26 protein-coding genes and 1 tRNA gene are annotated in these 25,288 nt (G+C 52.4%); 10 read left to right on the forward strand and 17 right to left on the reverse strand.

Annotated features, from left to right (window positions below; all coding sequences use genetic code 11):
* Nucleotides 1-11 precede the first annotated feature (11 nt).
* The 6 genes from G7Y46_RS04850 to G7Y46_RS04875 all read left to right on the forward strand — a co-directional run bounded on the left by G7Y46_RS04850 (nucleotide 12) and on the right by G7Y46_RS04875 (nucleotide 4,045).
* A complete protein-coding gene (locus tag G7Y46_RS04850; protein WP_165252882.1) occupies nucleotides 12-461 on the forward strand; it encodes an NAD(P)H-dependent oxidoreductase in 450 nt (149 codons plus the stop codon).
* Complete coding sequence (locus G7Y46_RS04855; protein ID WP_165062913.1) at nucleotides 458-1,267, forward strand: aldo/keto reductase; 810 nt, start codon at nucleotides 458-460, stop codon at nucleotides 1,265-1,267. Before G7Y46_RS04850 ends, G7Y46_RS04855 begins: the two co-directional genes overlap by 4 nt.
* A gap of 7 nt (nucleotides 1,268-1,274) precedes the next feature.
* Nucleotides 1,275-2,477, forward strand: a complete 1,203-nt coding sequence (locus tag G7Y46_RS04860; RefSeq protein ID WP_165252884.1) for an MFS transporter — start codon at nucleotides 1,275-1,277, stop codon at nucleotides 2,475-2,477.
* Between the two features lie 119 nt (nucleotides 2,478-2,596).
* Nucleotides 2,597-2,959: a cyclophilin-like fold protein gene (locus G7Y46_RS04865; RefSeq protein WP_165062911.1), complete on the forward strand. Its 363-nt coding sequence runs from the start codon at nucleotides 2,597-2,599 to the stop codon at nucleotides 2,957-2,959.
* A gap of 3 nt (nucleotides 2,960-2,962) precedes the next feature.
* Nucleotides 2,963-3,484 carry a flavodoxin family protein gene (locus tag G7Y46_RS04870; protein ID WP_165252886.1) on the forward strand — a complete coding sequence of 174 codons (522 nt, stop codon included), beginning with the start codon at nucleotides 2,963-2,965 and terminating at the stop codon, nucleotides 3,482-3,484.
* A gap of 36 nt (nucleotides 3,485-3,520) precedes the next feature.
* Entirely contained in the window at nucleotides 3,521-4,045 is a 525-nt protein-coding gene (locus G7Y46_RS04875; protein ID WP_165252888.1) for a cyclophilin-like fold protein, read from the forward strand.
* A 303-nt stretch (nucleotides 4,046-4,348) separates the two neighbouring features.
* Here the strand turns inward: G7Y46_RS04875 and G7Y46_RS04880 are convergent, their stop codons facing one another.
* The 4 genes from G7Y46_RS04880 to G7Y46_RS04895 form a co-directional block, all read right to left on the reverse strand.
* Nucleotides 4,349-4,915: a hypothetical protein gene (locus G7Y46_RS04880; protein WP_241157052.1), complete on the reverse strand. Its 567-nt coding sequence runs from the start codon at nucleotides 4,913-4,915 to the stop codon at nucleotides 4,349-4,351.
* A 287-nt stretch (nucleotides 4,916-5,202) separates the two neighbouring features.
* Nucleotides 5,203-5,769, reverse strand: a complete 567-nt coding sequence (locus G7Y46_RS04885) for a hypothetical protein (RefSeq protein ID WP_165252890.1) — start codon at nucleotides 5,767-5,769, stop codon at nucleotides 5,203-5,205.
* A gap of 89 nt (nucleotides 5,770-5,858) precedes the next feature.
* Nucleotides 5,859-7,277, reverse strand: a complete 1,419-nt coding sequence (locus G7Y46_RS04890; protein WP_165252892.1) for an ATP-binding protein — start codon at nucleotides 7,275-7,277, stop codon at nucleotides 5,859-5,861.
* Nucleotides 7,274-7,732: a helix-turn-helix transcriptional regulator gene (locus G7Y46_RS04895; protein ID WP_206214171.1), complete on the reverse strand. Its 459-nt coding sequence runs from the start codon at nucleotides 7,730-7,732 to the stop codon at nucleotides 7,274-7,276. The genes G7Y46_RS04890 and G7Y46_RS04895 overlap by 4 nt, the downstream gene beginning before the upstream one ends.
* Here G7Y46_RS04895 and G7Y46_RS04900 point away from each other — a divergent pair.
* Nucleotides 7,725-8,150 carry a YraN family protein gene (locus tag G7Y46_RS04900; protein WP_206214172.1) on the forward strand — a complete coding sequence of 142 codons (426 nt, stop codon included), beginning with the start codon at nucleotides 7,725-7,727 and terminating at the stop codon, nucleotides 8,148-8,150. The two genes, G7Y46_RS04895 and G7Y46_RS04900, sit on opposite strands and share 8 nt — an antisense overlap.
* Before the next feature lie 472 nt (nucleotides 8,151-8,622).
* Here G7Y46_RS04900 and G7Y46_RS04905 read toward each other — a convergent pair.
* Both G7Y46_RS04905 and G7Y46_RS04910 read right to left on the reverse strand, forming a co-directional pair.
* Nucleotides 8,623-8,699, reverse strand: a tRNA-Met gene (locus G7Y46_RS04905).
* A gap of 66 nt (nucleotides 8,700-8,765) precedes the next feature.
* Nucleotides 8,766-9,245: a universal stress protein gene (locus tag G7Y46_RS04910; RefSeq protein ID WP_165062903.1), complete on the reverse strand. Its 480-nt coding sequence runs from the start codon at nucleotides 9,243-9,245 to the stop codon at nucleotides 8,766-8,768.
* 243 nt (nucleotides 9,246-9,488) lie between these two features.
* On the opposite strand from G7Y46_RS04910, the gene G7Y46_RS04915 reads away from it, so the two are divergent.
* Nucleotides 9,489-10,286 (forward strand): amidohydrolase family protein, encoded by a 798-nt coding sequence (locus G7Y46_RS04915; RefSeq protein WP_165252897.1) that lies wholly within the window; start codon nucleotides 9,489-9,491, stop codon nucleotides 10,284-10,286.
* Here G7Y46_RS04915 and rsgA read toward each other — a convergent pair.
* The 4 genes from rsgA to G7Y46_RS04935 are packed head-to-tail and all read right to left on the reverse strand — an operon-like array spanning nucleotide 10,276 to nucleotide 13,593.
* On the reverse strand, nucleotides 10,276-11,277 hold the full coding sequence (rsgA, locus tag G7Y46_RS04920; protein WP_241157057.1) for a ribosome small subunit-dependent GTPase A: 1,002 nt from the start codon (nucleotides 11,275-11,277) through the stop codon (nucleotides 10,276-10,278). The genes G7Y46_RS04915 and rsgA overlap by 11 nt on opposite strands.
* Before the next feature lie 7 nt (nucleotides 11,278-11,284).
* Entirely contained in the window at nucleotides 11,285-11,914 is a 630-nt protein-coding gene (locus G7Y46_RS04925) for a hydrolase (RefSeq protein ID WP_165252899.1), read from the reverse strand.
* On the reverse strand, nucleotides 11,911-13,437 hold the full coding sequence (locus tag G7Y46_RS04930) for a TrkH family potassium uptake protein (protein WP_165062900.1): 1,527 nt from the start codon (nucleotides 13,435-13,437) through the stop codon (nucleotides 11,911-11,913). Before G7Y46_RS04930 ends, G7Y46_RS04925 begins: the two co-directional genes overlap by 4 nt.
* Nucleotides 13,438-13,449: 12 nt before the next feature.
* Nucleotides 13,450-13,593: a hypothetical protein gene (locus tag G7Y46_RS04935; protein WP_165062899.1), complete on the reverse strand. Its 144-nt coding sequence runs from the start codon at nucleotides 13,591-13,593 to the stop codon at nucleotides 13,450-13,452.
* 290 nt (nucleotides 13,594-13,883) lie between these two features.
* Between G7Y46_RS04935 and G7Y46_RS04940 the strand changes: the two genes are divergently transcribed.
* Entirely contained in the window at nucleotides 13,884-14,198 is a 315-nt protein-coding gene (locus G7Y46_RS04940; RefSeq protein ID WP_165062898.1) for a type II toxin-antitoxin system Phd/YefM family antitoxin, read from the forward strand.
* A 464-nt stretch (nucleotides 14,199-14,662) separates the two neighbouring features.
* Here G7Y46_RS04940 and G7Y46_RS04945 read toward each other — a convergent pair whose 3' ends face one another.
* From G7Y46_RS04945 to htpG, 6 genes are all read right to left on the reverse strand, one after another.
* Nucleotides 14,663-16,861: an FtsX-like permease family protein gene (locus tag G7Y46_RS04945; protein ID WP_165252901.1), complete on the reverse strand. Its 2,199-nt coding sequence runs from the start codon at nucleotides 16,859-16,861 to the stop codon at nucleotides 14,663-14,665.
* On the reverse strand, nucleotides 16,851-17,630 hold the full coding sequence (locus tag G7Y46_RS04950; protein WP_165252954.1) for an ABC transporter ATP-binding protein: 780 nt from the start codon (nucleotides 17,628-17,630) through the stop codon (nucleotides 16,851-16,853). Before G7Y46_RS04950 ends, G7Y46_RS04945 begins: the two co-directional genes overlap by 11 nt.
* 453 nt (nucleotides 17,631-18,083) lie before the next feature.
* Nucleotides 18,084-19,166: a sensor histidine kinase gene (locus tag G7Y46_RS04955; RefSeq protein ID WP_241157053.1), complete on the reverse strand. Its 1,083-nt coding sequence runs from the start codon at nucleotides 19,164-19,166 to the stop codon at nucleotides 18,084-18,086.
* Nucleotides 19,163-19,837, reverse strand: coding sequence for a response regulator transcription factor (locus G7Y46_RS04960; RefSeq protein WP_241157054.1), 675 nt, complete (start codon nucleotides 19,835-19,837; stop codon nucleotides 19,163-19,165). Before G7Y46_RS04960 ends, G7Y46_RS04955 begins: the two co-directional genes overlap by 4 nt.
* An 11-nt stretch (nucleotides 19,838-19,848) precedes the next feature.
* Nucleotides 19,849-21,741 (reverse strand): lipase family protein, encoded by a 1,893-nt coding sequence (locus G7Y46_RS04965; protein WP_165252903.1) that lies wholly within the window; start codon nucleotides 21,739-21,741, stop codon nucleotides 19,849-19,851.
* Nucleotides 21,742-22,062: 321 nt separating this feature from the next.
* Nucleotides 22,063-24,042, reverse strand: a complete 1,980-nt coding sequence (gene htpG / locus G7Y46_RS04970) for a molecular chaperone HtpG (protein WP_165252905.1) — start codon at nucleotides 24,040-24,042, stop codon at nucleotides 22,063-22,065.
* Nucleotides 24,043-24,271: 229 nt separating this feature from the next.
* Between htpG and bfr the strand changes: the two genes are divergently transcribed.
* Complete coding sequence (gene bfr / locus G7Y46_RS04975) at nucleotides 24,272-24,736, forward strand: bacterioferritin (RefSeq protein ID WP_165063056.1); 465 nt, start codon at nucleotides 24,272-24,274, stop codon at nucleotides 24,734-24,736.
* Nucleotides 24,737-24,765: 29 nt separating this feature from the next.
* On the opposite strand, the gene G7Y46_RS04980 is transcribed toward bfr, so the two are convergent.
* The gene (locus tag G7Y46_RS04980) at nucleotides 24,766-24,984 is read right to left on the reverse strand and encodes a hypothetical protein (RefSeq protein ID WP_165252717.1); all 219 of its coding nucleotides are present in this window, start codon (nucleotides 24,982-24,984) and stop codon (nucleotides 24,766-24,768) included.
* Nucleotides 24,985-25,288: the final 304 nt, after the last annotated feature.

Raw genomic sequence — 25,288 nt, forward strand, 5'->3', positions numbered from 1 at the left:
CAGGAATGAACATGAGCACGCTATTCATCAACGGAAGTCCCAACAAGAGAGGAAACACCGCGCAGCTGGCGGATGTGCTCATGGAAGGGCGACCCTACGATACGCTCGATCTGGTCGATTACAAGATCTACGCCTACGGCCAGCACTTCGATGACGATCAACTGGACGAGGTGCTCGCCGCGATGGACGGCGCGGACACCGTCGTCATCGGGTCGCCGGTCTACTGGCACAACCTGAGCGGAGCGGTGCGAAACCTGCTCGACCGCCTCTACGGCGCGATCGACCATGGACGCTTCAGGGGAAAGCGCCTCGCGCTCCTCTTCCAGGGCGCGGCGCCGGCGCCCTGGATGATAGAGGCCGGAGAGTACTCCATAAAGAAGTTCTGCGAACTGTATGGCCTTGCCTATGTCGGCATGGCCACAACCAGGCGCGAGGCAGAGAAGCTCGGGGGCTCGCTATGACACCGCCGGCCACGCCTTCAATAGAGCTCGTCAACGGCACTGCCATGCCGATGGTGGGATATGGCACGTACCGCACCTCTTCAGCGAAGACCGAATACGCCGTGCGCGAGGCGCTTGAAATCGGATACCGCTCGATCGATACCGCCCAGTGCTACGGCAACGAGGACGGGGTCGGCAGGGCGCTTGCGGCTTCGGAGCTTCCTCGCGAAGAGGTCTTCCTCACCACGAAGACCTGGACGAACGGCTATTCAGATACGAAGCGCTCCATCGATCGCAGCCTCTCCGATCTTCGAACAGACTATGTTGACCTGCTTCTCGTCCATGAGCCTACAGGGGACATCCCCGGGATCTACGCCGCTCTCGAAGAAGCGTTGCAGGAAGGAAAAGCGCGCGGCATCGGCGTATCCAACTTCATTGGAGACGTGCTCGACGATCTATTGAAGAGCGCCCGTGTGAAGCCCATGGTCAACCAAGTGGAGACCCACCCCTATCGTCAGCAGGTCGAGCTGCAGAAGCGATGCTTCAATGACGGGATAATCATGGAATCATGGTCGCCGCTCGTGGCCGGGAGCAGGTCGCTTCTTCGAGACGAAGTGATAGGCCGCATCGCTCAGGTCCATGAAAAGAGCCCGGCACAGGTGGTATTGCGCTGGCTCGTTCAGCGCGGCATCCCCGTCATCCCCAAGACCCTGAACGCCGAACACATGAGGGCCAACCTCGCTATCTTCGACTTCGCCTTAACGAAAGGCGAGATGGCTGAGGTCGCCAGGCTCGACACGGGTCAGAGCCAATTCGGATGGTGGTAGGCACCACATGAGGGACATCGGCAAAATGAAGGCTGAAACTGCACCCGGGTTCAAGTTGACCGGACCCTTGGTCGCGCTACTGACGATCGCATCGGGCTTGGCCATAGGCAACCTCTATTGGGCACAACCCCTGCTCGTGCAGATCGCAGGAGAGCTCGACATCGCTGTTGCCGACAGCGGCCTGCTCATCACGTCAACGCAGGTCGGCTACGCTCTGGGCATCCTGCTCATCGTTCCCCTGGGAGACATATGCCCCAGGCGAAAGCTGATCGCGATCGTGATGCTTCTCGCTGCGCTTTCCCTGGTTGCGTGCGCTATCGCACCGAGCTTCCTGCTTTTGGCATTCGCGCTCTCCGCCCTTGGCATCACCACGGTATCGGGGCAGATCATCGTGCCGATGACGCGCGACCTCGCTGATCCATCGCAGCAGGGCAAAGCAGTCGGCACAGTTGCCGCGGGCATCACGATCGGTATCCTCGCCGCACGTACTGTGAGCGGGCTTGTGGCCGACCTCCTCGGTTGGCGCGCTATCTATGCCCTGGCGGCGGGTTTGAACCTCGCGCTTATGGCTGTGATCTGGAGGTGCCTGCCGAGGCTTGCGCCCAAGGAGCATGTTCCTTACGGGAGGCTCATCGGAGACGTGTTCGCGTCGATCTCGCGCTACCGTGCGCTCAAATGGATCCTCCTCACCAACGGCCTCGTGTTCGGCGTGGTGTTCAACCTTTTCTGGAACGCCGTGACCTTCCGGCTCGGAGGCGCGCCCTTCGACTTCACCACCTTTCAGATCGGCCTCGTGAGCTTAGCCGGGGTGACCGGTGCCGCAGGCTCGGTCGGCGTTGGAAAGCTGCAGGATAAGGGGCTCGGCATCCCTGCCGTAGGCGCGTTCATAGCCCTCTCGCTCGCGAGCATGCTCCTGGCGCTTTTCGCGGGCAGTTCCGTCGCGATCGTCGTTGTTGCTGCAGCGCTTTACTCCCTCGGCGTGCAGGGCGTGGGCGCGTTGAACCAGCTTCGCGTCATGGCCCTCGACCCCGTCAAGAGCAGCCGTCTCAACACAGTCTTCGTCTTCAACAACTTCGTGTTCAGCGCCCTTGGCAGCGCGGCCTCAGGACTGATCTGGGCGCAGGCAGGGTGGAGCGGGATCTGCATGGCGGCCTTAGCTGCGCTGTCTGTCTCCTTCGCCGGCTGGCTTGCAAGCCGGAAAATGAGCTAGACTACATCGACTACTACCTCATTCACGACACCCAGACCGTGTTCTACGAGAGCGAGCTGGTGAACAAGGCTGCCGATTGGATGATAGGCAAGTTGTTCTTCTAGGAAAGGAACTGAGAGATGAAGGTCCAATTGGAATTCGGGGATACCAAAGCCGTTTTCGCGACCCTAAACAACACCGAAACCGCCAAGGCGTTCGCAGAGGCGCTTCCCGTAACGTTGCACGTCGGCTCTTCTGGCATGGACTTCTGCGGGCAGATCGGCATGAGACTGCCCTATACGGAGTCGCAGGTTCACAACGGCTGGAAGAACGGACAGTTGAACTACAACCCGGAAGGCGGTTGGCTCGCTGTGTTCTATGGCGGCGAGGAGCAGTCGTCTGCCTATGGAGACCAAGTGGTAATGGGCCAACTGGATGACGGCGAGATAGAGAAGCTTCGCCAACTCGGCAGCTCCTATGACCTGACAATAAAGGCGGTGTAGCAGATGAAGATATTGGTTTTGCAGGGTAGCGCACGGAAGAACGGACGAACCTCAGCTTTGGCTCGCGCCTTCGCCAAGGGTGCTACTTCGGCAGGTCATGACGTGACCGTTATGGACGTGGCGAATATGAACATCCACGGATGTACCGGATGTGAATGGTGCCACACCAAAGGAAACGGCGAGTGTGTCCAGAAAGACGACATGGCGCGAATCTACCCGCTCTACGATTCGGCAGACATGATAGTGATTGCAAGCCCCATATACTACGGCTCGCTCACCGGCCAGATGCACTGCGCTATCCACAGGACCTATGCGCTTGGCAAACCTGCGGGCTGCAAGAAGATGGCGCTTATCCTCGACTCGGACGCAAATGGTGTATACGATGCCGCCGAGAAGGTCTACCACGGCTTCTTGCAAGGATGGTACGGGGTTGAAGACTGCGGCGTGTTCGAATATGCCGGGTCACGCGCGTCATCGCCTGAGAGTCTAGCAGAGCTTGAGGCGTTCGGTGCCAATCTAAGATAGGAGAAGCGAGTGGCCAAAAGATGCATGGCGCTCCTGATGGCTTCATTCGTGCTGTCCGGCATGCTTGTTTCGGGCTGCGCGGGAGCATCGAGCGATAGTGCCGAGTTCTCAAGTCCGGCAACTGAGGAGAGCACATCGCAAAGCGAGCCTGAATCGCCGACAGACGATAATAATGAGGAGGAACCAATGAGCCGCGATGCCGCCAGGGCTTCACGGGTAAGCGCCACCCTGAACGGCACAGAGTTCATCGTCGACCTAGCGGATAACCCGACCGCGAAGGCGTTTGCGTCAACGCTTCCAATGGAATGCGAGATGAGCGAGCTCAACGGCAACGAGAAGTACGTATTGCTCGACGAGGCGCTCCCGTCTGACCCGACGAATCCTGGCACCATCGAGGCGGGTGATGTGATGCTCTATCAGAATGCTTACATCGTCGTGTTCTACGAGACGCATGCCGCTGACTACGCCTATTCCAGAATCGGGAGGATTGAGAACCCAAATGGCTTGAGCGCGGCCGTGGGTACGGGGTCTGTTAGGACGTCGTTTACGCTGCTGCAATGACCCGATAACAACTGAGATGCGTTTGATATTGAAAAAAAAGTGAAGGGCTATGCTTGGTTGCTCGCAGTTGAGGGGCAACGCGAACGGCTTCGCCGCGAACTTTGTTATTGATGTTCCAAGAATAGCCGCCGTCATGATCGTAGCGCTCCACGTAGGAAACTCCACTCATGTCAACGCCGTTGCACTTCCCGGTGCCGAATCCTACGACGGGATGCGTCTTCCGACTCTGACGAAGGCATCCGGATAGAAGTACTCTTCTCAAGGGGGCCAACAGACGAAGAGCCTTCATGATCCCGTCCTAGCTCAGTAGATATGCCCGTCTGTGATTTTCTCCTCCACGAACCAGCGCGGGTCCTCGTGGTAAAGGAACGTCTCCTTGCCGTTAATGATAACGGTGTAGCAGATACCATCGCCCCCAACGCGCTTGGATGAGCGGCGACAGACCGAGACCACCTTCTCGATTGGATAGGTCTCCCCGTTCCACCACTGCACCGACATGGGGCGCGTCCTGCCGTCCTCGTCGATGCGCACCGTCACGTCCATCCAGGACTCGTCGAGCCCGAACGGCTCCACCTGGTTGGTGTATTCGTAGCAGATCATGCGGGCGAGCGTCGAGTACCTCTTGTACGCGGCATAGTCGGGCGGCACCACGATGAGCTCCGGGCACTTCTGCCTAGCCTGCCATATCGCCTCTGCGGTCTTCACGCCGCACGCCTTCGCCTCGCGCGACTTCGCGAGGATGATGCCGCTGCGACGCTCCGGGTCTCCGGCCACGGCCACCGGCCTGCCCCTGAGTGCAGGGTCGAGGTGCTGGGCCACAGACGCGTAGAAGGCGTTCATGTCGATGTGCATCACGGCGCGCTCGCGCAAGGGGGTCACCTCCTCGGTATAGGTACATTTGTTCGACTGTGAGACATCCAATGATGAACTCGCTCGCCTAATCCGTCAATCGAACAGACTGTGGATTTTTCGAGTCGGGTGGCGCTCGTCGCATTCCGGGGAAACGCGATGCCGAACCAGCATCATTCGAGCGCTCTGAGACGGGATGCCCACGCTCCTGGCTCGTAGGCGCAGGCTTCGGAGATGGTGGCGAGCTATGTCTGAGGCAGCCTCATGCCCGCTGGGACAAATTGCCCCAGTTGCCTCGGAGCTTTATGTTAGATTCGAATTATCTCCTCTGGCTTGGAGATGCTCAGCGACTTTAGCTTTCGTCTCGCTTCTTCGCGCAGCGTCAAAGCTAGATTAAAAACGTACTCGTACTGAAATGCGTAGCTCGTGAGCTCGTAGCAGTATCGGATTATCGGGAACGCATCTCTATTTTCATGCAGCTGCAGCATGAATTCGTCGCGATCGCGAGTATGGGTTCCTGGGCCCATGGGAAAGCTGCTCAAAACCGACTCTCTTGAATCGGCTTCGATTTTTGCGAATAACTCGTCCAGCTTATGCAGTTTTCCAGGCGTTTCGCACTGAGACAGCAATAGGGTTTTGAGGAACAGCTCACACGAGAATGATGCGTTGGCAAAAGCAGCTGAGCAGAAGACGTCTTCCAATCTTCCGAGGAGCATTGGAAGGCAGACGGTACGCAAGAACGAATCGGCGCTGTCGAAACAAGAGGACGCAGCCCTATGATAGTCCTCTTCCGTCTCCAGCTGCCTTTTCAGTTCCTTGGCGGTCTTGTTGAGGTCAAAATAGCCAAGCGGCTTCGAGTCGCACGTATCGTTCAAGGGTTCACCTCTTCGCGGTCTTATAGCTCCTGCTCACGCTAGACCAGCTGATATGCGTAGCTTGTTGCAACCAAGCATTTATCTAAGCCCTATTGTTCTTTGGACTCTACGACGATCCATCTACCCGCCTTGTCTGAACCTTCTCGGAGTAGCTTTCCGTTGTCCTGCAGTTCCTTCAAAGCACGCCTTACCGTTCTGACGCTCGCTGCGGTTGTTTCAGCGATTTCTTCTGCCGTGATGCCCGAGTCACGCGCAATTAGCTCCAGTATCTTTGCGTTTCTTGAATCCTTGCCCCTTAGCGGCGTTTGAGGATTCTTTACCGTGACATTTACCGTGTCATTTACCGTGACATCTGGCACTGTATCTCCTGGCGATACTTGTGCAAATGCATCGTTTCTGTGGAAAACCAGCTTGGTCCCGCTTGGAACCCGCACGTATTCGACCCTGATGTTGGCGGCATCGCACGATTCCTTGATCCTCTTGATGCCGGTCCCGTATGCCTCTATGTCACCCGACCGGTACAGCGTCCTGGAAATAAGAGGGTTGCGGCTGATGGACGAGTTGTCCTCACCGGAGAGATGACGGTCGGGATCCTGCCCCTCGATGAACCATCCCGGGCTCGTGATCTCAACCGCATCGCTGTAGATGTCCACGACTACCGCATCATAGGTCTGCCAATCGCGATGCGCGAAGGCATTCATCAGCGCCTCACGGATCGCAGCCCTCGGAATCTCGAAATACACGGGGCTGGGCCCGCCCGTGGATGTGTCGACGCGGTTCCGGATATTCGAGATGATGTAGTACTCGCCCTTGTCGATGAGATCGAAGAAGATGCCCGCCTCCTGCTTGAGGTCGAGGATGTCCGTCCTCGCATGGCTTGCGAGAATCCCCATCTTAATTCCCGTGTAGATCGAGGGGCAGAACAGAACGGCTGCCGCATTGCGCAGGTTGTCTCCCTCCAGCAGGCCGAGGCGCTCAAGCACCTCCTTGGCATTCGTGTAGGGAAATGGGATCCTGCCCTCCTTCTGCCCGCGCTCTACGAACTTGCGAAGAGTGTCCTCGTCTGCGTCATCGACGGTCTTGTCCGATATGCGCCCATCCCAAGGATTCACACGATTCTCGGCTTCCTTGAAATGATGGCGAAGCTGACTCGGAGACATGATGACGTCCTCGTCTGCCCTGCGGATGCGGTACTTCCCGTTGCATGTATACGGCCCATCGTCCCCGGAAAAGGCCACCTTCACGTAATCTCTGCCATCAGGCGTCTTCTCGTGGGCGACTATCGGGTAGATGGTCGGATCTATCGAGTTGCCGATCGCCTGGCTTATCTTGCGCAGGGTTGATTCCGACACGTCCTGCCCGCACACCTCGCCATCTGGATTGACACCGAAGTACAAGACCCCTTTGCCATGCTTGTTCAGGATGGCAGCGATCGACTCCATGCCTTCCTTCAGCTCGGAGGTCGTCTTCTTGAACTCCGTGTACTCGTCCTCTTGTCCCAGGTTCATCGCATCTCACCTGCCTCGTCTTCGTCTATCCCGCCGAAGTCGCCTCGCCAGAGGGCGTACTCGACCTGCGATATGTCGCCGCCCTTGAGGGCTTTTCGCTGCTCGTTCCACTTCTCCAGCGCCATGGCCATCTTCGGCGCATGCGGCGCGTTCGGATCCACGGCGATGACGACGCCGTTCTTGGTCTCCGCAGGCTCTACGCCGAAACCGGCCTCCTCCATCGTGAGGAGCGCATCCAGCACGTCGACAACGGTTTCAAGACCGCGGTCCCTAAGCGATTCCGGCAGGATCCCGAGCGCGCCTGCGATGTCTGCGATCGTTGCCTCGTCGGGCGTGCGGTCGCCCTTCTCGTAGTTCGCGATGGCGCTTTTCGTCTTGCCTATGGCATCGGCGAGCTGCTGCTGGGTCATCCCCGTCGTCTTCCGCGCCTTGCGTATCCGCTCGCCCGTGCCCAAGATCGCATCCTCTCGCCTCGCTTTTTTGTCTGTCTCCATTATCGCGCATCGTTCACGATTCCGTGCATCCACACCCACGGACGGCGAGCAGATCGACATCGTGGCCGAGAACGGGGACGCGCTCGTGTTCATCGACGTGAAGGCGCGCCGCGACGTCGGCAAAGGCTTTCCGAGCGAGAGCATGACCAAGCGCACGCGCGAGAGGCGCGAGAAGGCCGCCATACAATGGCTCAGAAGCGAAGGGATGGGCTATCGCGACCGACCGGTTCGCTTCGACAGCGTCTCGCTCCTGATGCTGGCGACCGACCGAGCCCTCATAAGGCACACCATAAACGCAATGGGTTGCGATTCATGCGCTCCGGCCGGGTGCGAGCCCGAGCCCGCGCCGGAATCCGAACTGGCCTGTGCGACCGCATAGCGACCTTCCGGTCGCATACGGCGTGGAGACTCCCTGGTGCTGACCGGGGAGTCTCGTTTCAATCATATCAGTTCACGCTATTGTGAACTTATGGTGTTATAATGGGGACGTATTACAAAGACGGCATGCGAGCCGCTTCCACACTTTCAGGCAAGCATGCCACAAGCAAAGGATGCGCAATGGGAACCATAGCCATCAGCAACTACAAAGGAGGCGCTACAGCGAAGCGTTGCTACCGCCAGGGCGAAACCATGCTGAGGATGCTTTCATCATAGCGACACCAACTGTGGAGAAATACAGATAATAACGGTTTTGTCCGTATGCCTTACAATGCGTTTGGTGCCAAATTGGTGCCAAGGCTGGTGCCAAATTGGTGCCAAGGCGATTCAAGGCATGTTTGAACGATAGGCATTTTGGCAAAGAAAAAGCAGGTCGGACAACCTTTTCAGATTATCCAACCTGCTGTTGCGGTTGGTCGCGGGGGCTGGATTTGAACCAACGACCTCCGGGTTATGAGCCCGGCGAGCTACCAGACTGCTCCACCCCGCATCGTTATGCCTTTATTGGCGAATCTCTATTCTACACCTATTGCTAAAAAATGCAAAACATACCTTACTATTTTACAGTAACCACAGGACAATTCGCCTCATGCAGCACCGCATAACTTACGCTGCCCAACATGCTGCGCAGCGCGCCTAGTCCGCGTCTACCCATAACTATCATGTCAATCTCATTGTCTTCCGCATATTCGCAAATACCCATTGCTGGCTTGCTAGCAGCCACAACATCTATCGTAACTTCGCACTTCAAATCGTCCAGCTGATCATCAAGCTGCTCTTCCACACTTTTTGCAGTATTGTTCTTGGCATTCGCCAGCAGCGCCTCGTATGTTTCCATGTCGGGAAAAATCTGCTGCACACTGCCAATTGGCTCTATGGGTGACTCAACTCCAACACCTACCGCCCCCAGCGGAATAACCGCAAGTATATGCATAACCGCATCGGGCATATCGCCAATCATATTCTTCGCCACATTAAGCGCGCCTTGCGACGGTTCGGATCCATCATAGGCAACCAGCAGATTCTTATACATCATTGAAGTCTCCTCACACAACAGTTCATACGTCGCACTAATTAACCTAATTAGCCCAATTAGCCTATCACGCATCACGACGCAAATCTAACAAATCAATGTTACCTCAACACAACACCAATAAACTGCCAAATAAAAGCCTGAAAGCAAACCGTTCCCAAATGCCATGCGGCAAAATCCACCAAGTATCAAGCAATATAAAGTAGAATCGAAAAAACCTGCCAACATAAACAAAGCGAGAATTACATGCCTGTAATAGATTGTCATTGTCATATATACCCCGCCAAGATAGCCGATCGCGCCGTGGAAGGAGTTGGCAACTTCTACAACATACACATGGATGCGTGCGGCGGAACATCGCAGGCGCTAATTGCCGACAGCGCACCAGCGCCAATAACCCACCATGTGGTACATTCGGTAGCCACGCGCCCCGAACAAGTACGCAGCATTAACAACTTTATCGCTCAAGAATGTGCTGCAAACCCGCACCTTATCGGCTTTATGACATTGCATCAAGATATGGAAGATCCGCTGGCGGAAATAGAGCGCGCCTGCGCAATGGGGCTTGTTGGCGTAAAACTTCACCCCGACACACAGCGCGTGAACATGGACGATGCGCGCCTAATGCGTATATACGAAGCTATCGAAGGTCGGCTGCCGCTAATAATGCACTGTGGCGATTACCGCTACGACTTCAGCCATCCACGCCGTATGCGAAAAATTCTAGACACATTTCCGAATTTAGTGGTGAACGCCGCGCATTTTGGCGGCTGGTCTATTTTTGATGTAGCCGTAGAATACATGGAAGATGCGCACTGTTTCATGGACGTATCTAGCAGCATGAAATTTTTGGGGAACAGACGCACCACAGAACTAATTCAGCTTTATGGCACCGATCGCATAATGTTTGGCAGCGATTTTCCCATGTGGAACCCGGCGGATGAATACCAACGCTTCACATCGCTTCCGTTTTCGCCCGCCGAATTCGAGAATATGACATGGCACAATGCCGAGAAATTTTTAGGACGCAGCATTAGCGATTAGCTTTACGGCTGCGCTTGCCGGGCGCTTTCTCGCGTGCCCGCCACCGCGCCTCTTCGCGACGCTGCTGCACATCTGCCGTTTCTTGGCGCAGCTGCATATACGTATTGAAGCGCTCCTGCGCCAAACTGCCCGACTCTACCGCCAAGCGCACAGCACAACCGGGCTCGCGCCCATGCTTGCAGTCGCGAAAACGACAGCTTGCAGCCAACTCTTCTATATCGGCGAAAGCTGCATCTATGCCTGCGTCTGCCTCCCAAAGCCCCAAGCCGCGAACTCCCGGCATATCCACTATACAGCCGCCATCTGGAATTGGGATTATTTCGCGATTCACAGTGGTGTGTCGCCCTTTTCCGTCAACTTCGCGAACATTTGCCGTGCGCCGCGTTTCTTCGCCGGTTAAAAAATTAATTAGTGTAGACTTCCCAACACCAGAACGTCCTATCAATACTGCAGTAGTACCCTTAGGCACTAGCTGCCTTACCCGCTCAACCGATTCAGCATCGCCATCCGCCATAACCACAACAGACACATCGGCTCCCACAAGCTCGTGCACCCGTTTGCGCACTTCGCGAACCGCCAGTTCGTCGTCTGCCAAATCTGCCTTAGTAAGCACTACAGCAACGCGCGCACCCGTTTCAAACGCCAAGACCAATTCGCGCTGAAGCCGCCGCATATTCACCTGCCCGACCGGCTGCGCTATTATCACTGTGTCGAAATTGGCAGCCAATACCTGAGGTATAGCACGCTCTGTAGGATCTTTACGTACAAGCTGTGTGCGGCGCTCAAGAATTTCCTGAATTACGCCAACATCGTGACCGCGCGGCAGCAACACTTGCACTTCGTCGCCTATAACAGCCCGACTTTCGCCAGTCTTTACAAGTTCGGTAGAATGCTCGCAGCGCACATTATGCCCGCTTCGCAGCGCAACCAGCGGAAGCCCCCTATCAAGCTTTACCACCTGTCCCTGTACAATTTCGTCTGCCGCAGACATACCCACACTAACGCCTTCGCTCGCCAAGATATCTATAAATGACGGTTAGCGCCGCACCAATTACTATAAGAACAAGCCCGGGCACAAAATGACTTGGATTGAATTGCGATTCGCTGATAGCGCCGCGCCCCACCAGCGCAACATGGTCGGCATGAATGCCAGTAAGACCCGTGTGTTGCGTGCAAGCCATAGTGAATGTACCGCGCACCTGCAATGTGGTTCCGCGCTTTCCATAAACTCCATAAGTATCTATTACGCGGGCAAGCGACCTTGGCATAAACACGTTTACCTCAGAATACGAGCCATCGTTAGCCTGCAGAGTTATCCAACAATAATCGGGCTGTAAATCATCGGCAATACAATCGCCAACCACCTCACCTGTAACTTGTACAGTTTGACCCTCCATGTACGAGTCGGCATTTTCCAAGTCGGCTATTGAAGCGTCGTAAATAAACGAACTGTCGGGAAGCTGTGTAGGGTTCATTAAATTTCGCGAATTTTCGGCACCCATATCGGATGCAATGCCACCAGCTTCGTCCGTTTTTACCTGCCGACCGCAACCAGTAAGCGTGCCACAAACAAGAACAGCCACCGCTAGCAAAGTGCATATAAACCGTACACAATTCGAATTTTTCATGCTGCACCCCTGCGTCTGCGGAATCTAGGCACAACACTAACAGCAACCTGCACCAACAATGCAAGCAACGCAATAAACTCCAAACGACCCACCCACATTTGGAAAATGTAAAATAACTCTAATGTCCACGGCATGCCCGGAGCCGCCACACCAGTGGTTATGCCGCCGTTCGATGTCATAGCAACCGATTCAAAAATGGCTTGCGTAGCTTCGTAGCCATGAGCAATGCCCACCAATGTCCCAATCGCATACGTTGTTACATACAAAATAAAAACGGTCATAGCCTCTTTCACGGCATCCGGCGTTAAAATGCGCCGCCCCAAATGGCTGTACGACACCACCACGCGCGCGCTGTCGGGCGCAATGGTTTCTTTAATGGTTGCCACTATCGATTTCGCAATTATTCCCACGCGATACAACTTTATACCGCCAGCCGTTGACCCAGCACTAGCGCCTACAGCCATAACAATGGCTATCGCCAGAAATGCACCCGAGGTAAAAACGCTTAACAGCTGGTTTGTGGTTACTACGGAAAATCCAGTGGTAGTCATAGCGGATATCAGCATGAATGTGCCGCGCCTAAGCATGGCAGATAAGTTCGAAAACAATGTGCTACCCGCAAGTGCCGCTGTAAGTACGCAAAGCATAACAGCTAGCCAGATTATTGTTGTGCGCGTTTCTATGTCGCGGAAAAATGTTTTCGTGTCGCCTTTCCACACATCGGCGTAGATAACGAAACTGATAGAACCCATCAGCATCAGAATCATCATTACAACTTCGATGGAAAACGAGTGGTAATACATAATTGATTGCTGCATTGGGGTGAAACCGCCGGTTACAAAGCCCGAAATAGATGTCCAAAACGCATGCAGCAGCGCACGAGCAGGCTCCATGCCATCAAGCAACATAAGCACGGTGACAACAATGGTGGCAACAATAATTACAATAGCGGTTATTTTGCTAATGAAGCGTGTGGTTTGCACTACGTTTGGCACCACATGTTCATTGCGACCTTCCGACCTGTAAAGCGCGCTGCCTATGCGCTTGCCAAATATCCCAAGCGAAAGCGCCACAACAATAAGCCCTAAACCGCCAAGCAAATGCATCATAAAGCGGAACATATTGTCTGCGTAAGATAGATGATCTAAATCGACAATTAGGCTGGCACCTGTTGTGGTTAGACCCGATACGCCGTCGAAAACCGCGTCTAAATATGTAGTGTAGTGCCCCGAAAAGTAAAGCGGAATAGAGCAGAAAATTCCCAGCACAATCCACGCAAGACCCACAACCGCTATAGCTTGCTGACGGTTTAAGCGCCCCGGCTGAATGCGGCAGAAGCGCAATGCCGAACCAACAACCAGCGCAATACCTATAGAGTAAAAGTAGCGAGCCGCCGGATCCCATTCCTGAAACACCAGCGCAGTAACAAGAGGCACCACCATTAACAATGCGGAAAATAACACCAACATTCCTAAGTAGTGTCCGACTGCTCGCAGGTCGTCAAATGTGAAACGCTGCCACATAGATGCGCTTAACTATCCTGCAGGAACAAGAACGCGAACTACAGCCATAAGAATCCAAAGCGCCACAATAAAACTAAAGAGCGCCAGAATAAGCATCCCCATACCGCGTAGGGCAGGTGCTGCTTTCTCACGTATGTCCGCAAAAGAATTATGCATGCGCACATTGTACCGCTGAACTTCCCATTAAGGTGAGACAACAGAGTGCGATTGTCAAATTCGCTCCTGTAAATTTTTACGTAATCTGCAAACCGCAAAATGGAACCAACTACTCTTTGCAAAAAAGGCGCACCATAAAGTATGAATGCATAGCCGTAGAACTGGGAAACAATAGCAAAAACTATTACCTCAGCAAATTATTGATGAACAAACCTATATATTGACATACTCAAGTCATAATTATATAATAATTCTATCATTATTATTGCTTTTAACTGATAGGATTCTATATGCCATGCATTATTCCATCTACCGATCTTCGAAATAATTTCAGCGATATTGAAGAGCTGGCTAAAAAGACTCGCGAACCTATTTACCTTACGAAAAACGGTCGTGGAAGCCTTGTACTTATGGATATAAATGCATTTGAGGAATATCAGGATGCAAGGGCATATCGCCATTACATTGACACGGCACTTGCAGAAGCTAAAAGCAACAAACTTGACGGAAAATCGAAATACTACGATATAGAGTTTGCGTTCGAAAAACTCCTAGATGAAGAAGACCCCGAAACCTCATTAGGAGTACTAGATGCAACGGCGTAGAATTCTTTTATTAAGTGATGCAATTCGAGATGTTCAGAAAATATACGATGACATTCTGTCTATTTCAAAATCAAAGACTGTTGCTCAAAATTATCTCAAGAAACTCAGGCATGAGTTGCGCCATTTGGAATTTACTGCTGAAGCTTGCACTCATTATGTATTAGACGATGGAAGCAGTACGGACTATCGTTTTTGTCCAGCGTGCAACTATATTGCGTTTTTTCGTTTGACCGAAAACGCAATAGAAATCGATAGGATACTTTATAGTAGATCAGATTTCATACGTCACTTAGATTTATAGCAAACTAAGACAGATTCTGTAGAGTTTCGCAATAGATTAGTCAAACAACAATCAAATTGCTAATTCAATCCCAATGTACGCCGCATAGGCAGAATCGAGGAAGCAAAATGAAGGCTGTGCAGCTTCTGAATGAAGCTTCCCCGATTCTTTATACATGAAGTGTCTACTTAGCGCCTTTCACCACATTGCGACTAGTTAGATACGTGACCAGCATGTACCCGCCATAAATAACCCCCACAAACGCAGCCGCCATAGCAATGGGCTCTACCACAGACACACCCAAAGCGTCGAACAGCTGCTCTGACATAACTCCAATAGCGCATGCGGAATGACACACTGCAACCACTAATGGAAGCAAGAAGTAAACGACCAGCTGCACCAAAAGCGAACGATTTATCATGCGCTGACTACATCCAATACGCGACAGCATGCGATAGCGCGGCAGCGAATCGGTAGTTTGCGACAACTGCTGTACAGCCAAAATAGCCGCAGTAGAAATAAGGAAAACAAAGCCGATATATAGCGCCAAATAGGTTATCAGCATCTTCAGACCACCCGATTGAGTAATCATTTCATGCGCAGTTAGCACCCGCGTAACCGGCCACAATAAACTTGCCCATTTATCATCGGCACCCGAAGTGCCTTTCTCGAAACCGCCCATATCCTTCGGCTGCGTAGCCGCAATAATGTCGCCTAAAGCCTCATCGTTTTGCACTTCGCTTTTTCCGTTTTCGGCATACATTACGTTCAGCACCGACCTAGACGGAATAGCACCCTGCGACCGCAAGTTGTCAATCGCATAATCGGGAACAACAATAGTAACCGCAGTAGCTTTTATAGCGTTGTCTTCAAGTTGAGTGTCCACCATGTCGCCCACAAACGTTAGCTGCGTACCCATTGCGTCTATCGTAGGTCGCGCCTCCACAACCATTTCGGCAACGTCTTTAGAAATGTCCATGTTGTTCACCATGACGCATTCATCGGCTTGAAGCTGCACGGGTGTCTGCCCTGTAAGCGCGCGTGCCGCATTTAAGTCGGAAAGCGAAATTACAAGCAAATTAGACTCTTTCAAAGTGGGCTGAATCTCGTTCAGCTTATCTAGCGCTTCAGACCCCACTTGCTCAAGAATGTTGCCATAAGTTGTACTGGGAAGAAAATAGAAATCTACCTGCGAGTTGTTAGCTATAGTTTCATCCCACAGCTGCGGCGCGTTCTCGCGCAACGCCGCCGCCATATCCCAGTTGTACGCCACTCCACTTTCGTAGCGCTCGGGCGCTTCTGCCTGCATAGCCTTAGCACGCGAATCGGGCGCCTCGGATGTATCGCGAATCGCCATCATAGTGTCTTCGCTATAAATTTCAGCACTTAACGTAGCGCTATATGGGTTCGCTTCTTCTATGCCATCGGTAAATACATTCACCAAACCCATTCCTATGGAAAACACCGTAATCGAGAAAAACAGCATTACGCACACAGCCCAAAGCGACAAAAACGCTGTGTTCACGCGGCTTGCAATCTGCCGCACGGTAAACGGCACAAGCCCACGCAAATACACACCGCGCGCATGCGTAAGCACCGCAATAACAAACCCAGCAAGCGACCAAAACAACATAAACGTGCCAATTAACATGCACACTGTAGCGCGTATAAAACGCGGGTCGTCCAGCATAACCATGCCACTTTCAATCAGCTGCTGATACGCATACGCCAAAACACCAACAGAGACAATGAAAACAACAAGGCAAACCCACGGGTTGCGCACTGCCACTTTCTGATTTTTAGAATCGGCGTACAAAAGGTCAATAAGCTTGCACCTGTTAACCGAAAACGTATTGAATATGGCAACCACCACATAGATAACCACAAAGCTAACAATGGTTACGCCAAGCGCCTCGGGCGAAAAGACGAACTGATAGTTTTTAATGGTTGCGCCAAACAGCGAAGCCGTGAAAAACGACATAGCTTGCGAAAGCAGAAAGCCCACCACAAGACCAAGCACCAACGAAACCACGCCCACCATAATCGTTTCAATAAGCATAATTAGCGACATGTTTCGCGAACTCATGCCAAGCAGCATATAAGTGCCAAATTCGCGCTTCCGGCGTTTTATAAGAAATCCATTCGAATACAGAATCAGAAATCCCAGCACACACGCGATAAGCCACGAAAACATGCCCATAAATACTTGCGTTGTTTCAAATTGGCGCACGTCGGCTTGCGATTCTAAGTCGAACATTACCTCTTGACTGCCAATGGAATTAAATGCGTAAAACACCGCAACGCCAAATAAAAGCGTTAGAAAATAGATAGTATAGTCGCGCACCGAATGACGAATGTTGCGCCAAGCCAGTTTAAGCAGCATGACCTACCTCGCCCCCAAGAAACGACACTACCTCCATAATGCGTGCGAAAAATTCCTCGCGCGACATTGCGCCGCGGCGAATTTCATTGAACAGACGCCCATCCTTTATGAACAACACGCGATTTGTAAACGATGCCGCATACGAGTCGTGCGTAACCATCATTATTGTGGCACCCATCTGCGTATTCATCATTTCCAAAGTTTCCAGCAACACGGCGGCAGAGCGCGAATCAAGTGCGCCCGTGGGCTCGTCAGCCAAAATTAGCTTCGGATCTCCCACTATTGCACGCGCCGCAGCCACACGCTGCTTCTGCCCGCCAGACATTTGATTGGGATACTTTTTCAGAACATCGGTCACGCCCAGCGTTTGCGCTATTTCATGCACGCGGCGCGAAATTTCCGCAGGTGGCACATGCTTAATAGTAAGCGCCAGCGATATATTCTCTATGCCATTCAGCGTATCAAGCAAGTTGAAATCTTGGAAAATGAAGCCCAATTCGTCGCGGCGGAATTTTGACAACGCCCGCTTCGACATAGTTGTTATGTCCTGACCATCCACCAAAATTTGCCCACTAGTAACTTTGTCAATAGTGGACACGCAATTCAAAAGCGTGGTTTTCCCGCTGCCCGAAGCGCCCATAATGCTTACAAATTCGCCTTTTTCCACGTCGAAACTGACGCCATCTAGCGCTTGTGTTATGGAATCGCGGCTTCCGTAAACCTTCTTCACCTGATGCACCGAAAGCGCCAAAGGCTGTTCACGCTGCATCTGAGTATTCATTGAATGCGCGGGAGTTGCATATACTTCTGCCATGATTAACCTCAAGCTTTCACAAGACGCGGCGACTCATACACAACAAGTGCGCCTATCGTTATTAGTATCGCTAATGAAACAGCAACTTTTCCTGCAGTTGTCATAGTTTCCTCCTATCTGCTGCCGGATTAAATGCGCCGGCAAACTGCAGTTAGAACTATGCGCTTGCGCCTTTCAAGTTGCCATCGAAGCACCTTACATTCAGCTTACAAGAATGTAAGGGTGCGGACAGACCACCTTTAGCGCATTCTGGAGACTTATTTGGTCAAAACTTCCAGCTTTCCACACTCAAACACACCTAATAGCCCCCGTCGAGGCATCATTGAACACTGTTTGCCCAGTGTCCTCCACAATTCAGGTCAACCGTAGGGCAGTTTAATCGTGGAAAGTCGGAAGTTTTGACCATTTTTAGGAAAATTTTATTCCCTGCTCGTGCAAACGCCTGCGATCGTGCGGAAATGAAAGCATAACACGCGTGCCCACGCCCTCTTCGCTAGCAAGAGAAACACCAAGACTTAGCCGCGCGCACATAAGCGACACAAGATAAAGACCCATCCCAGTTGCCGACCCGCTTTCCCTGCCATTGCTGCCGGTAAAACCACGGTCAAACACGCGCGGCATGTCGGCGGCACTTATCCCGCAACCATTGTCGCGCACTTCCAAAACAGTGCGCCCGTGCGGCGTATTGGCGGCTTCCTCAGTTGCCGTAAAACTTACCGAAGATGCCCCGTACTGCGCAGCGTTTGCCAAAATTTGACCCAGCATAAACACAAGCCAAGGCTCGTCGGATAAAACTTGCACATCGTCTGATATATCTATAGACGGAATGGTTTGCTTCTCTATAAGGAATCGCGCTTGGCGCTTGCACGCCTCGCGCGCCGCATGCGCCAGCGACACCTGACGAATTGAGTAGTCTTTGTTCAAGGCGGTAGAGCGGGCATAATAAAGCGCCTGATCGATCTGATTCCCCACGCGCTCAAGTTCGCGGGATAGCGCATCGGCATCCGCACCGCCCATGCGATCCAAAATTAGCTTCGCAGCCGCAATGGGCGTCTTAGCTTCGTGAATCCACAGTTCTATGTATTCGCGATATTCGGTCGAGCTGCGCTGAGCCAGTGTAAGCTCGGTATTCGACAAATCAGACAATCGCTCTAGTGCCGCATACGACAGGCGTCCCTCCAAAAACGAGGGCTCTTTTATAAGCGAAGTAACCTCGCAAGTATGGCGAATATCCTCGTTCATTTTGCAAACGCTGCGCCAATAGCGTGCGCGACGCACATACTCACACACAAGCAACAAACAAATACACAGAAGAATAAATACAGAAACCGCTATACAAGCCTGAAATCCCACGCCCAGCGTTGCGCACATACCATAGACACCCAGCACGCAAACACATCCAATAATAAGCGCAAGCCATCTATCGCGCAGATACCTGCCTACAGAGAAGCTGGGCTGAATGCTAAAGTCTTCGTCGAAGTTGCGCATCATATGACATACCCTATGCCACGGCGCGTTTTGATAAACTCTTCGCCAACGCCCAAATCTGAAAGCACCCTGCGCAGGCGATTTATGTTTACGGTCAGCGTATTGTCGTCTATAAAAGAATCTGATTCCCAGAGATGCACCATCAGTTGTTGGCGACTAACCACCTGCCCGGCGTTGCGCATTAGCATCTGCAATATACGCAGTTCATTGCGGGTAAGCTCCGCCCGCTTGCTGCCAAATATCACCGTTCCAGAAGCCTCATCTAACTGCAATCCGTCGTGCTCTAGCACAGGTAAAGCAGAAGCTGAACTACGGCGAAGAACACCTTGAATGCGCGCTATCAGAGTGGCTGGTCTATAAGGTTTCGTTACGTAGTCGTCGGCACCTAGCCCCAGCGCCATCACTTCGTCAAATTCGTTCTCTGACGATGTAAGCATTATTATTGGAACCGCAGATTTAGCACGTATATCGCGGCATACTTGGTGCCCATCGGCACCGGGCAGTTTTAGATCTAGAACAACGCAGTCGGCATTGGCTTGTAAGGCGCGCGCCGCCGCGCAAGAAAAATCTTCACAATGTGCAGTTGTAAAACCCTGCAATTCCAGCAGCCGCTCTAATTCGTCTCGCAGCGCGGTATCGTCTTCTATCACATAAATGTGCGCCATTTTAGCCATTCTATCGCTGTCTATTCGAACACAGCCACTAACGATCGGTTTTCCGCTACTCGTATGCGAAAATCGCGCGACGTATTCAGCGGCTCTGCCACCTTCGGATTGCGACCATCGGCATACCATCCCTTAAACGTAGAACCGCGCCCCTCGAATGCGCGCACAACTGCCCAATCGCCTGCTGTAAGGCACTCGGCACCTACCGCGTCGCAGCGCTTTCCTCCTTGCGTGCTAACACTTGCGCTCAAATTGCAACCGATATCAGTGTGACGAACCTCGGCTTTAGGTGCCAGCTCAGACCATGCAATAGTTGCTCCCGCGCCTATCTTTAGTGGACCATACTCATCTTGGCTGAGTGTGCGACCCATAGCATCTTGGCACGCCACAGTAACGCCAAACGAATGCCCGTCGCGGTCGCGCAGTTCTATACAGTAATCGTCTAAACTGCCATCCGCCATCCAAACACTTGCCGCGCATGTGTCGGAATCATAGTAGACCGGCAGCGCACCCTGCACATCTTTCACGCGCTCGACCGACCCCTTCCACACAGAAGCAAGTTTTTTACCGGACGCATCTTTAACTACCACATCAACTTCGCCATAAGCGGTAAAGCATGTCATGCGCGCATCTGCACTAGCCGGCAAATTCAGCCCCGCCTCAGCTGCAGCCATCATGCACGCCAAATAGCCCTCTTCACTATGGGTGCCCATTGTCTTGTTCGCCGGCACCGTATTCTTTAGGAAGTACTCCGCAAAACGCCGAAATGGACCGGGAGACAAACGCCCCATATTCAGCGACTCTTTAACAAAACGCGCCCCTTTGCTATGCCCCATTTCCGTAAAAATTTGAAAGTACTGCGCGAATGTTTTGCGCCCGAATTTCGTTTGACGCACTTTTGTATATGCAGTCGTCAGCGTGGGGCTTACGCTGGCAATATCGCGCACCAAACGAGCAGTTGGTCCAATGCTGTCAAATGTTGGGCGCTCGGTTTCAGCGAATTGCTCGAACAGCTGCGCAGCACGTTTGTAATATTCTTCAGTACCGCCCAAACACATGCGCTGCGCCGGCAAGTACATCGTTTTTCCGAAACGGCGAAAACCCCAATGTTCCAGCGGAAGCCGCGGAACGTAATCGCGCGGGTCTATTATGTTGAAGATGTTGTTGAAGCGCGCATCTTCCGCATCGGTGCGGCGCGTAACCGGCGGAGTTGCGAAAGCGTACACAAACACCTGCGCAGGGTCGAATTCGTCAGACTCGCACATATACGAACCAATTATGTTGGCAACTGCACCGCCTCTGCTGTGCCCTATAAGCCATATCTTCGCTTCGCTTGCAGATATTCCGCAGCGCTCAATATAGTCAGCAAAGTTGCTATAAGCCTCTTCAGCTGCCGCATCAAAGCCTTCATGATATTCAACGTTGTAGTTGCCATCGGCTACCGCATCTGCCACGTTTGCATTGCTGCGCCACTCGCAAGTGCGCGATGTACCGCGTACTGCCGCCACCACAAGCGGCACTTGCTTGCCCGACGCACTTGGGCTTGGTATCAGCTGATGCGCAAAAGCGTATGCAACTAAGTCTTTGTCGCGCTTGTAGTCTTCATCGTCTGTTTCGTTGCGATGCTTAAAGCTGCTTACATCTACATCTTGAAAACCCAACGATTCCAGCGCACCCACAGCATAGCGAAAGTTATTACGCTGAGTATTGCGCACCATCGATGCCGCCACAGCCATACTGGTAACAGCCAATTGCGAATTGAAAGAGTCGCTACACGCATTGAACCAATCTGAATTCCAAGGCACTTCACAAATAGCCTCTATTTCATGACGCGCACGACCCGCATCATGCTTAAAAGGCGAGAGAAACTTTATCTGGCGCTTTTCCTGAATTTCAAATTGAGAAGATGCCATATTGCCTCTGCTTCCTAGAAAATTGTATGAAGTAAGCCTACCACTTGTAAGCTGCATTCGTACTTCAGATATATTTCCTATGCAAAAGGCACGACCATGCCGTTCAACATATCAAGCGAAATTGTAAGCACGCCACCAAAAAAGCAAATAAAAAAAAGCGGAACCCTGCCGTATCTGGCAAGGTTCCAACATTAAAAACAACGTGCAGTAGTGCACCTGCGTAATTTACGCCTGCGAAACGCACCTGCGAAACGCGCCTGCGAAACGCGCTTGTGCAATTTACGCCTGCGAAACGCGCCCGCGCGATTTACGCCACGCAATTTACTTCATAAGGGCGCTTATTGCTTGGGCGAATGCCAGCGGATCGTCTATAGGCAAACCTTCTACAAGCATAGCCTGATCGTACAAAATGCTGGTGTAAGTTTTCACCTTGCCGGAATCGCCGCCTTCTTGCGCAGCTTTCAGAACCTCAAACACCGGATGCTTTGCATTCACTTCCATTACTACCTGCGCCTCGGGAACGCCCTCTTGGCTGCCGGGCTGACTTTTCAGCATTTGCGACATCTGAAGACTAACCGCACCCTCGGTGGTAAGCACCACAGGCGCATCGGTTAGGCGCGTAGACACTACTACTTTCTGCACTTTGCCATCTAGCGCCTCGCGCATCGCATCAAACAGCGACGCATTCTGCTCGGTGGCTTCCTCAGCTTCTTTCTTCTCTTCCTCGGTGGTAAGACCCAAATCTTCGCCGCCAACATTCTTTAGCTGCCACATGGTTGGGGCTTCGTCGCCCTCGCCGGTGCCCGGCTCTTCAAATGCACCCAGCGCCATCATGCAGAATTCGTCCACATTTTCGTCGCACAGCAACACGTCGTAGCCTTTTGCAAGCACCGTGGTAACTATGGGCATTTGCGCCAAGCGCTCACGCGAATCGCCCGCAGCGAAGAAAATGGAGTCTTGACCTTCGGGTGCCGCCGACACATATTCAGCCAGCGTTACCATGCGCTTTTCCTTAGCCGACCAGAAAATTAACAAGTCAGCCAGCACATCGCGCGCCTGCCCATACGTTGAATACAGGCCGTATTTCATGGTGCGCCCAAATTCCTTGAAGAAGCCCTCGTATGCCTCGCGATTGTCAGACAGCATGTTCGCAAGCTCGGTCTTAACCTTCTTTTCCAAGCGACGAGCAATAGCACGCAACTGCCCGTTGTGTTGCAGCGTTTCGCGGCTAATATTCAGCGTAAGGTCAGCCGAATCTACCACGCCACGCATAAAGCTAAAGTAGTCGGGCACAAGCTCTTCGCACTTATCCATAATAAGCACGCCGCTGCTATACAGCGCCAGCCCCTTCTTGTAATCCTTCGACCACATGTCCCACGGCGCGTGCGCCGGCACAAACATCAGCGCATCGTATGTAAGCGTGCCCTCTGCATGCAGGCTCATGGTGCGCAACGGGTCTTCAAAATCGTGGAAGTCGGTCTTGTAAAATTCGTTGTATTCCTCTTGGCTGACCTCAGATTTCTTGCGTTTCCAAATTGGAATCATGGAGTTGATTGTTTCCAGCTCAGTGTAGTTTTCAAACTGAGGCTTGTAGTCATCGCCCGCATCGTCTGGCTTCGGAAGTTCGCGGCTCTTAGTTACTTCCATCTGAATTGGGTAGCGCACATAGTTACTGTAGCGCTTGATAAGCTCGGTTAGACCGTATTCGGTGGCGAAAGTACCATAGCGCTCGTCGTCTGAGTCGTCTTTCAGGAACACTATTACGTCGGTGCCGTGTTCGGCGCGCTCGGCTGGCTCTATGGTGTAGCCATCTACGCCGTCGCTTTCCCAAGCCCACGCCTCGTCGGAGCCGAACGCGCGAGACACCACTCGCACGCGCTTGCCAACCATAAATGCGCTGTAAAAGCCAACACCAAACTGACCGATTATGTCTACATCGGTCATATCGGCAAGACCCTTACCGCCATCCGCTTCACCTTCGCCAGCAGCTTGTTCGGTCTTAAATTCGAACGAATCGCTATGTGCAATTGTGCCCAAATTCTTGTCTAGGTCGTCTTTGTCCATGCCGATGCCGTTATCTGACACGGTAACGGTGCGTTCGTCTTTGTTATAGCCCACCAAAATTGCCAAATCGGCACGATTTATTTTGCACGAATCGTCGGTTAAGCTGCGGAAATACAGCTTATCCACCGCATCTGACGCATTCGAAATAAGCTCGCGCAAGAATATCTCGCGATTCGTATATATGCTGTTAATCATAAGATCGAGCAGCTTTTTACTCTCGGTTTTGAATTTCCTCATCGTCTGCCTTTCAGCTTTAGAATTTCTACTCTATATTGTTTTCCGCATTTTAGCACTCTAACGCCTAGAGTGCTAATTCCGCATTGCGATATCGCCCAGCAAACGGCTAGATTGCAATACAGTAACGGTGGTGCAGGCAGGCGCTTGCGCACTTAGGTGCCCCCTAGAATGAAGTCGTGTCAATACAGTGTTTCAAACGACCGCAAAGCAAAATGAAAGGGGCACTTCCATGAAGGGCAACACAAAGCTTGTTAATAAACTGAACGACCTTCTAGCGGACGAATTAACCGCCATCAACCAGTACATGCTGCACGCCGAAATGTGCGAGGACTGGGGCTATACGAAGCTATCCCAGAATTTCAAAACCCGCGCAATTACCGAAATGCATCATGCCGAAAAGCTGATGGAGCGTATTTTGTTCCTAGAAGGCAAACCCATCGTTTCTAATCTGAACGAAATGCACATTGGTGCCACCGTGCCAGATCAGGTAGACAACGACCACGATCTGGAAGAACACACAATTAAAAACTACAACGACGCCATAAAGATGGCTAGCGAAGTTGGCGACAACGCAACGCGCGACGTTCTGAAGGATATTCTGATGGACGAAGATCGCCACGCAGATGAACTGGAAGAATTACAGGATCAGATGGAGCAGATGTCTCTGCAAATATTCCTGTCCACCCAAGTGTAGGGCTAGCGTCGCACGTTTGCGCAGTCCGTTTATGTGGCGCACACAGCCCGCGGCACACAACGTGTAGTGCGCAGCCCGCGACACACAACCCGCAATGTACAACGTGCGGTGCGCAGCCCGCGACACACAACCCGCAATGTACAACGTGCGGTGCGCAGCCCGCGGCGCATCATCTCATTGATGTCGATGGTCCCATCCTCGCGAAATGGAAGGTTTTCGAGCGTTCCTTTATCCTGTAAAGTGTCCATGGTGGCCGTTGCCTTTCTGCTGAATCGGTTACTTTCACAAAAACGATTCTAGGCAATGGTCACTTCTATCTCAAAGTGACTCCTGACACCAACTTTCGGCACACGATCAAAATTTTCCGAAAAAATGGTCAAAACTTCCGACTTTCCATGGTGAAAAACGTGAAATTCTGCCTACTAGTACACTGGCATCTCCTGTTTGCCCAGTGTTCTCCACAATTCAGGTTGGCTATGCGGCATGCCAACCATGGAAAGCCGGAAGTTTTGACCATTTCTCTGTCGGTTTTTGCCTAATTGGCTAGAAAAG

Source organism: Adlercreutzia sp. ZJ304, from assembly GCF_011039075.1.
Lineage (GTDB): Bacteria > Actinomycetota > Coriobacteriia > Coriobacteriales > Eggerthellaceae > Adlercreutzia_A.

Bases quoted from the DNA above. Each gene is read 5' to 3' on its own strand.
- G7Y46_RS04850 (WP_165252882.1), top strand. From the start codon at position 12: ATGAGCACGCTATTCATCAACGGAAGTCCCAACAAGAGAGGAAACACC.
- G7Y46_RS04855 (WP_165062913.1), top strand. From the start codon at position 458: ATGACACCGCCGGCCACGCCTTCAATAGAGCTCGTCAACGGCACTGCC.
- G7Y46_RS04860 (WP_165252884.1), top strand. From the start codon at position 1,275: ATGAGGGACATCGGCAAAATGAAGGCTGAAACTGCACCCGGGTTCAAG.
- G7Y46_RS04865 (WP_165062911.1), top strand. From the start codon at position 2,597: ATGAAGGTCCAATTGGAATTCGGGGATACCAAAGCCGTTTTCGCGACC.
- G7Y46_RS04870 (WP_165252886.1), top strand. From the start codon at position 2,963: ATGAAGATATTGGTTTTGCAGGGTAGCGCACGGAAGAACGGACGAACC.
- G7Y46_RS04875 (WP_165252888.1), top strand. From the start codon at position 3,521: ATGGCTTCATTCGTGCTGTCCGGCATGCTTGTTTCGGGCTGCGCGGGA.
- G7Y46_RS04890 (WP_165252892.1), bottom strand. From the start codon at position 7,277: ATGAACCTGGGACAAGAGGACGAGTACACGGAGTTCAAGAAGACGACC.
- G7Y46_RS04910 (WP_165062903.1), bottom strand. From the start codon at position 9,245: ATGATGTATAAGAATCTGCTGGTTGCCTATGATGGATCCGAACCGTCG.
- G7Y46_RS04915 (WP_165252897.1), top strand. From the start codon at position 9,489: ATGCCTGTAATAGATTGTCATTGTCATATATACCCCGCCAAGATAGCC.
- rsgA (WP_241157057.1), bottom strand. From the start codon at position 11,277: ATGTCTGCGGCAGACGAAATTGTACAGGGACAGGTGGTAAAGCTTGAT.
- G7Y46_RS04925 (WP_165252899.1), bottom strand. From the start codon at position 11,914: ATGAAAAATTCGAATTGTGTACGGTTTATATGCACTTTGCTAGCGGTG.
- G7Y46_RS04930 (WP_165062900.1), bottom strand. From the start codon at position 13,437: ATGTGGCAGCGTTTCACATTTGACGACCTGCGAGCAGTCGGACACTAC.
- G7Y46_RS04935 (WP_165062899.1), bottom strand. From the start codon at position 13,593: ATGCATAATTCTTTTGCGGACATACGTGAGAAAGCAGCACCTGCCCTA.
- G7Y46_RS04940 (WP_165062898.1), top strand. From the start codon at position 13,884: ATGCCATGCATTATTCCATCTACCGATCTTCGAAATAATTTCAGCGAT.
- G7Y46_RS04945 (WP_165252901.1), bottom strand. From the start codon at position 16,861: ATGCTGCTTAAACTGGCTTGGCGCAACATTCGTCATTCGGTGCGCGAC.
- G7Y46_RS04950 (WP_165252954.1), bottom strand. From the start codon at position 17,630: ATGCAGCGTGAACAGCCTTTGGCGCTTTCGGTGCATCAGGTGAAGAAG.
- G7Y46_RS04955 (WP_241157053.1), bottom strand. From the start codon at position 19,166: ATGATGCGCAACTTCGACGAAGACTTTAGCATTCAGCCCAGCTTCTCT.
- G7Y46_RS04960 (WP_241157054.1), bottom strand. From the start codon at position 19,837: ATGGCTAAAATGGCGCACATTTATGTGATAGAAGACGATACCGCGCTG.
- G7Y46_RS04965 (WP_165252903.1), bottom strand. From the start codon at position 21,741: ATGGCATCTTCTCAATTTGAAATTCAGGAAAAGCGCCAGATAAAGTTT.
- htpG (WP_165252905.1), bottom strand. From the start codon at position 24,042: ATGAGGAAATTCAAAACCGAGAGTAAAAAGCTGCTCGATCTTATGATT.
- bfr (WP_165063056.1), top strand. From the start codon at position 24,272: ATGAAGGGCAACACAAAGCTTGTTAATAAACTGAACGACCTTCTAGCG.
- G7Y46_RS04980 (WP_165252717.1), bottom strand. From the start codon at position 24,984: ATGGACACTTTACAGGATAAAGGAACGCTCGAAAACCTTCCATTTCGC.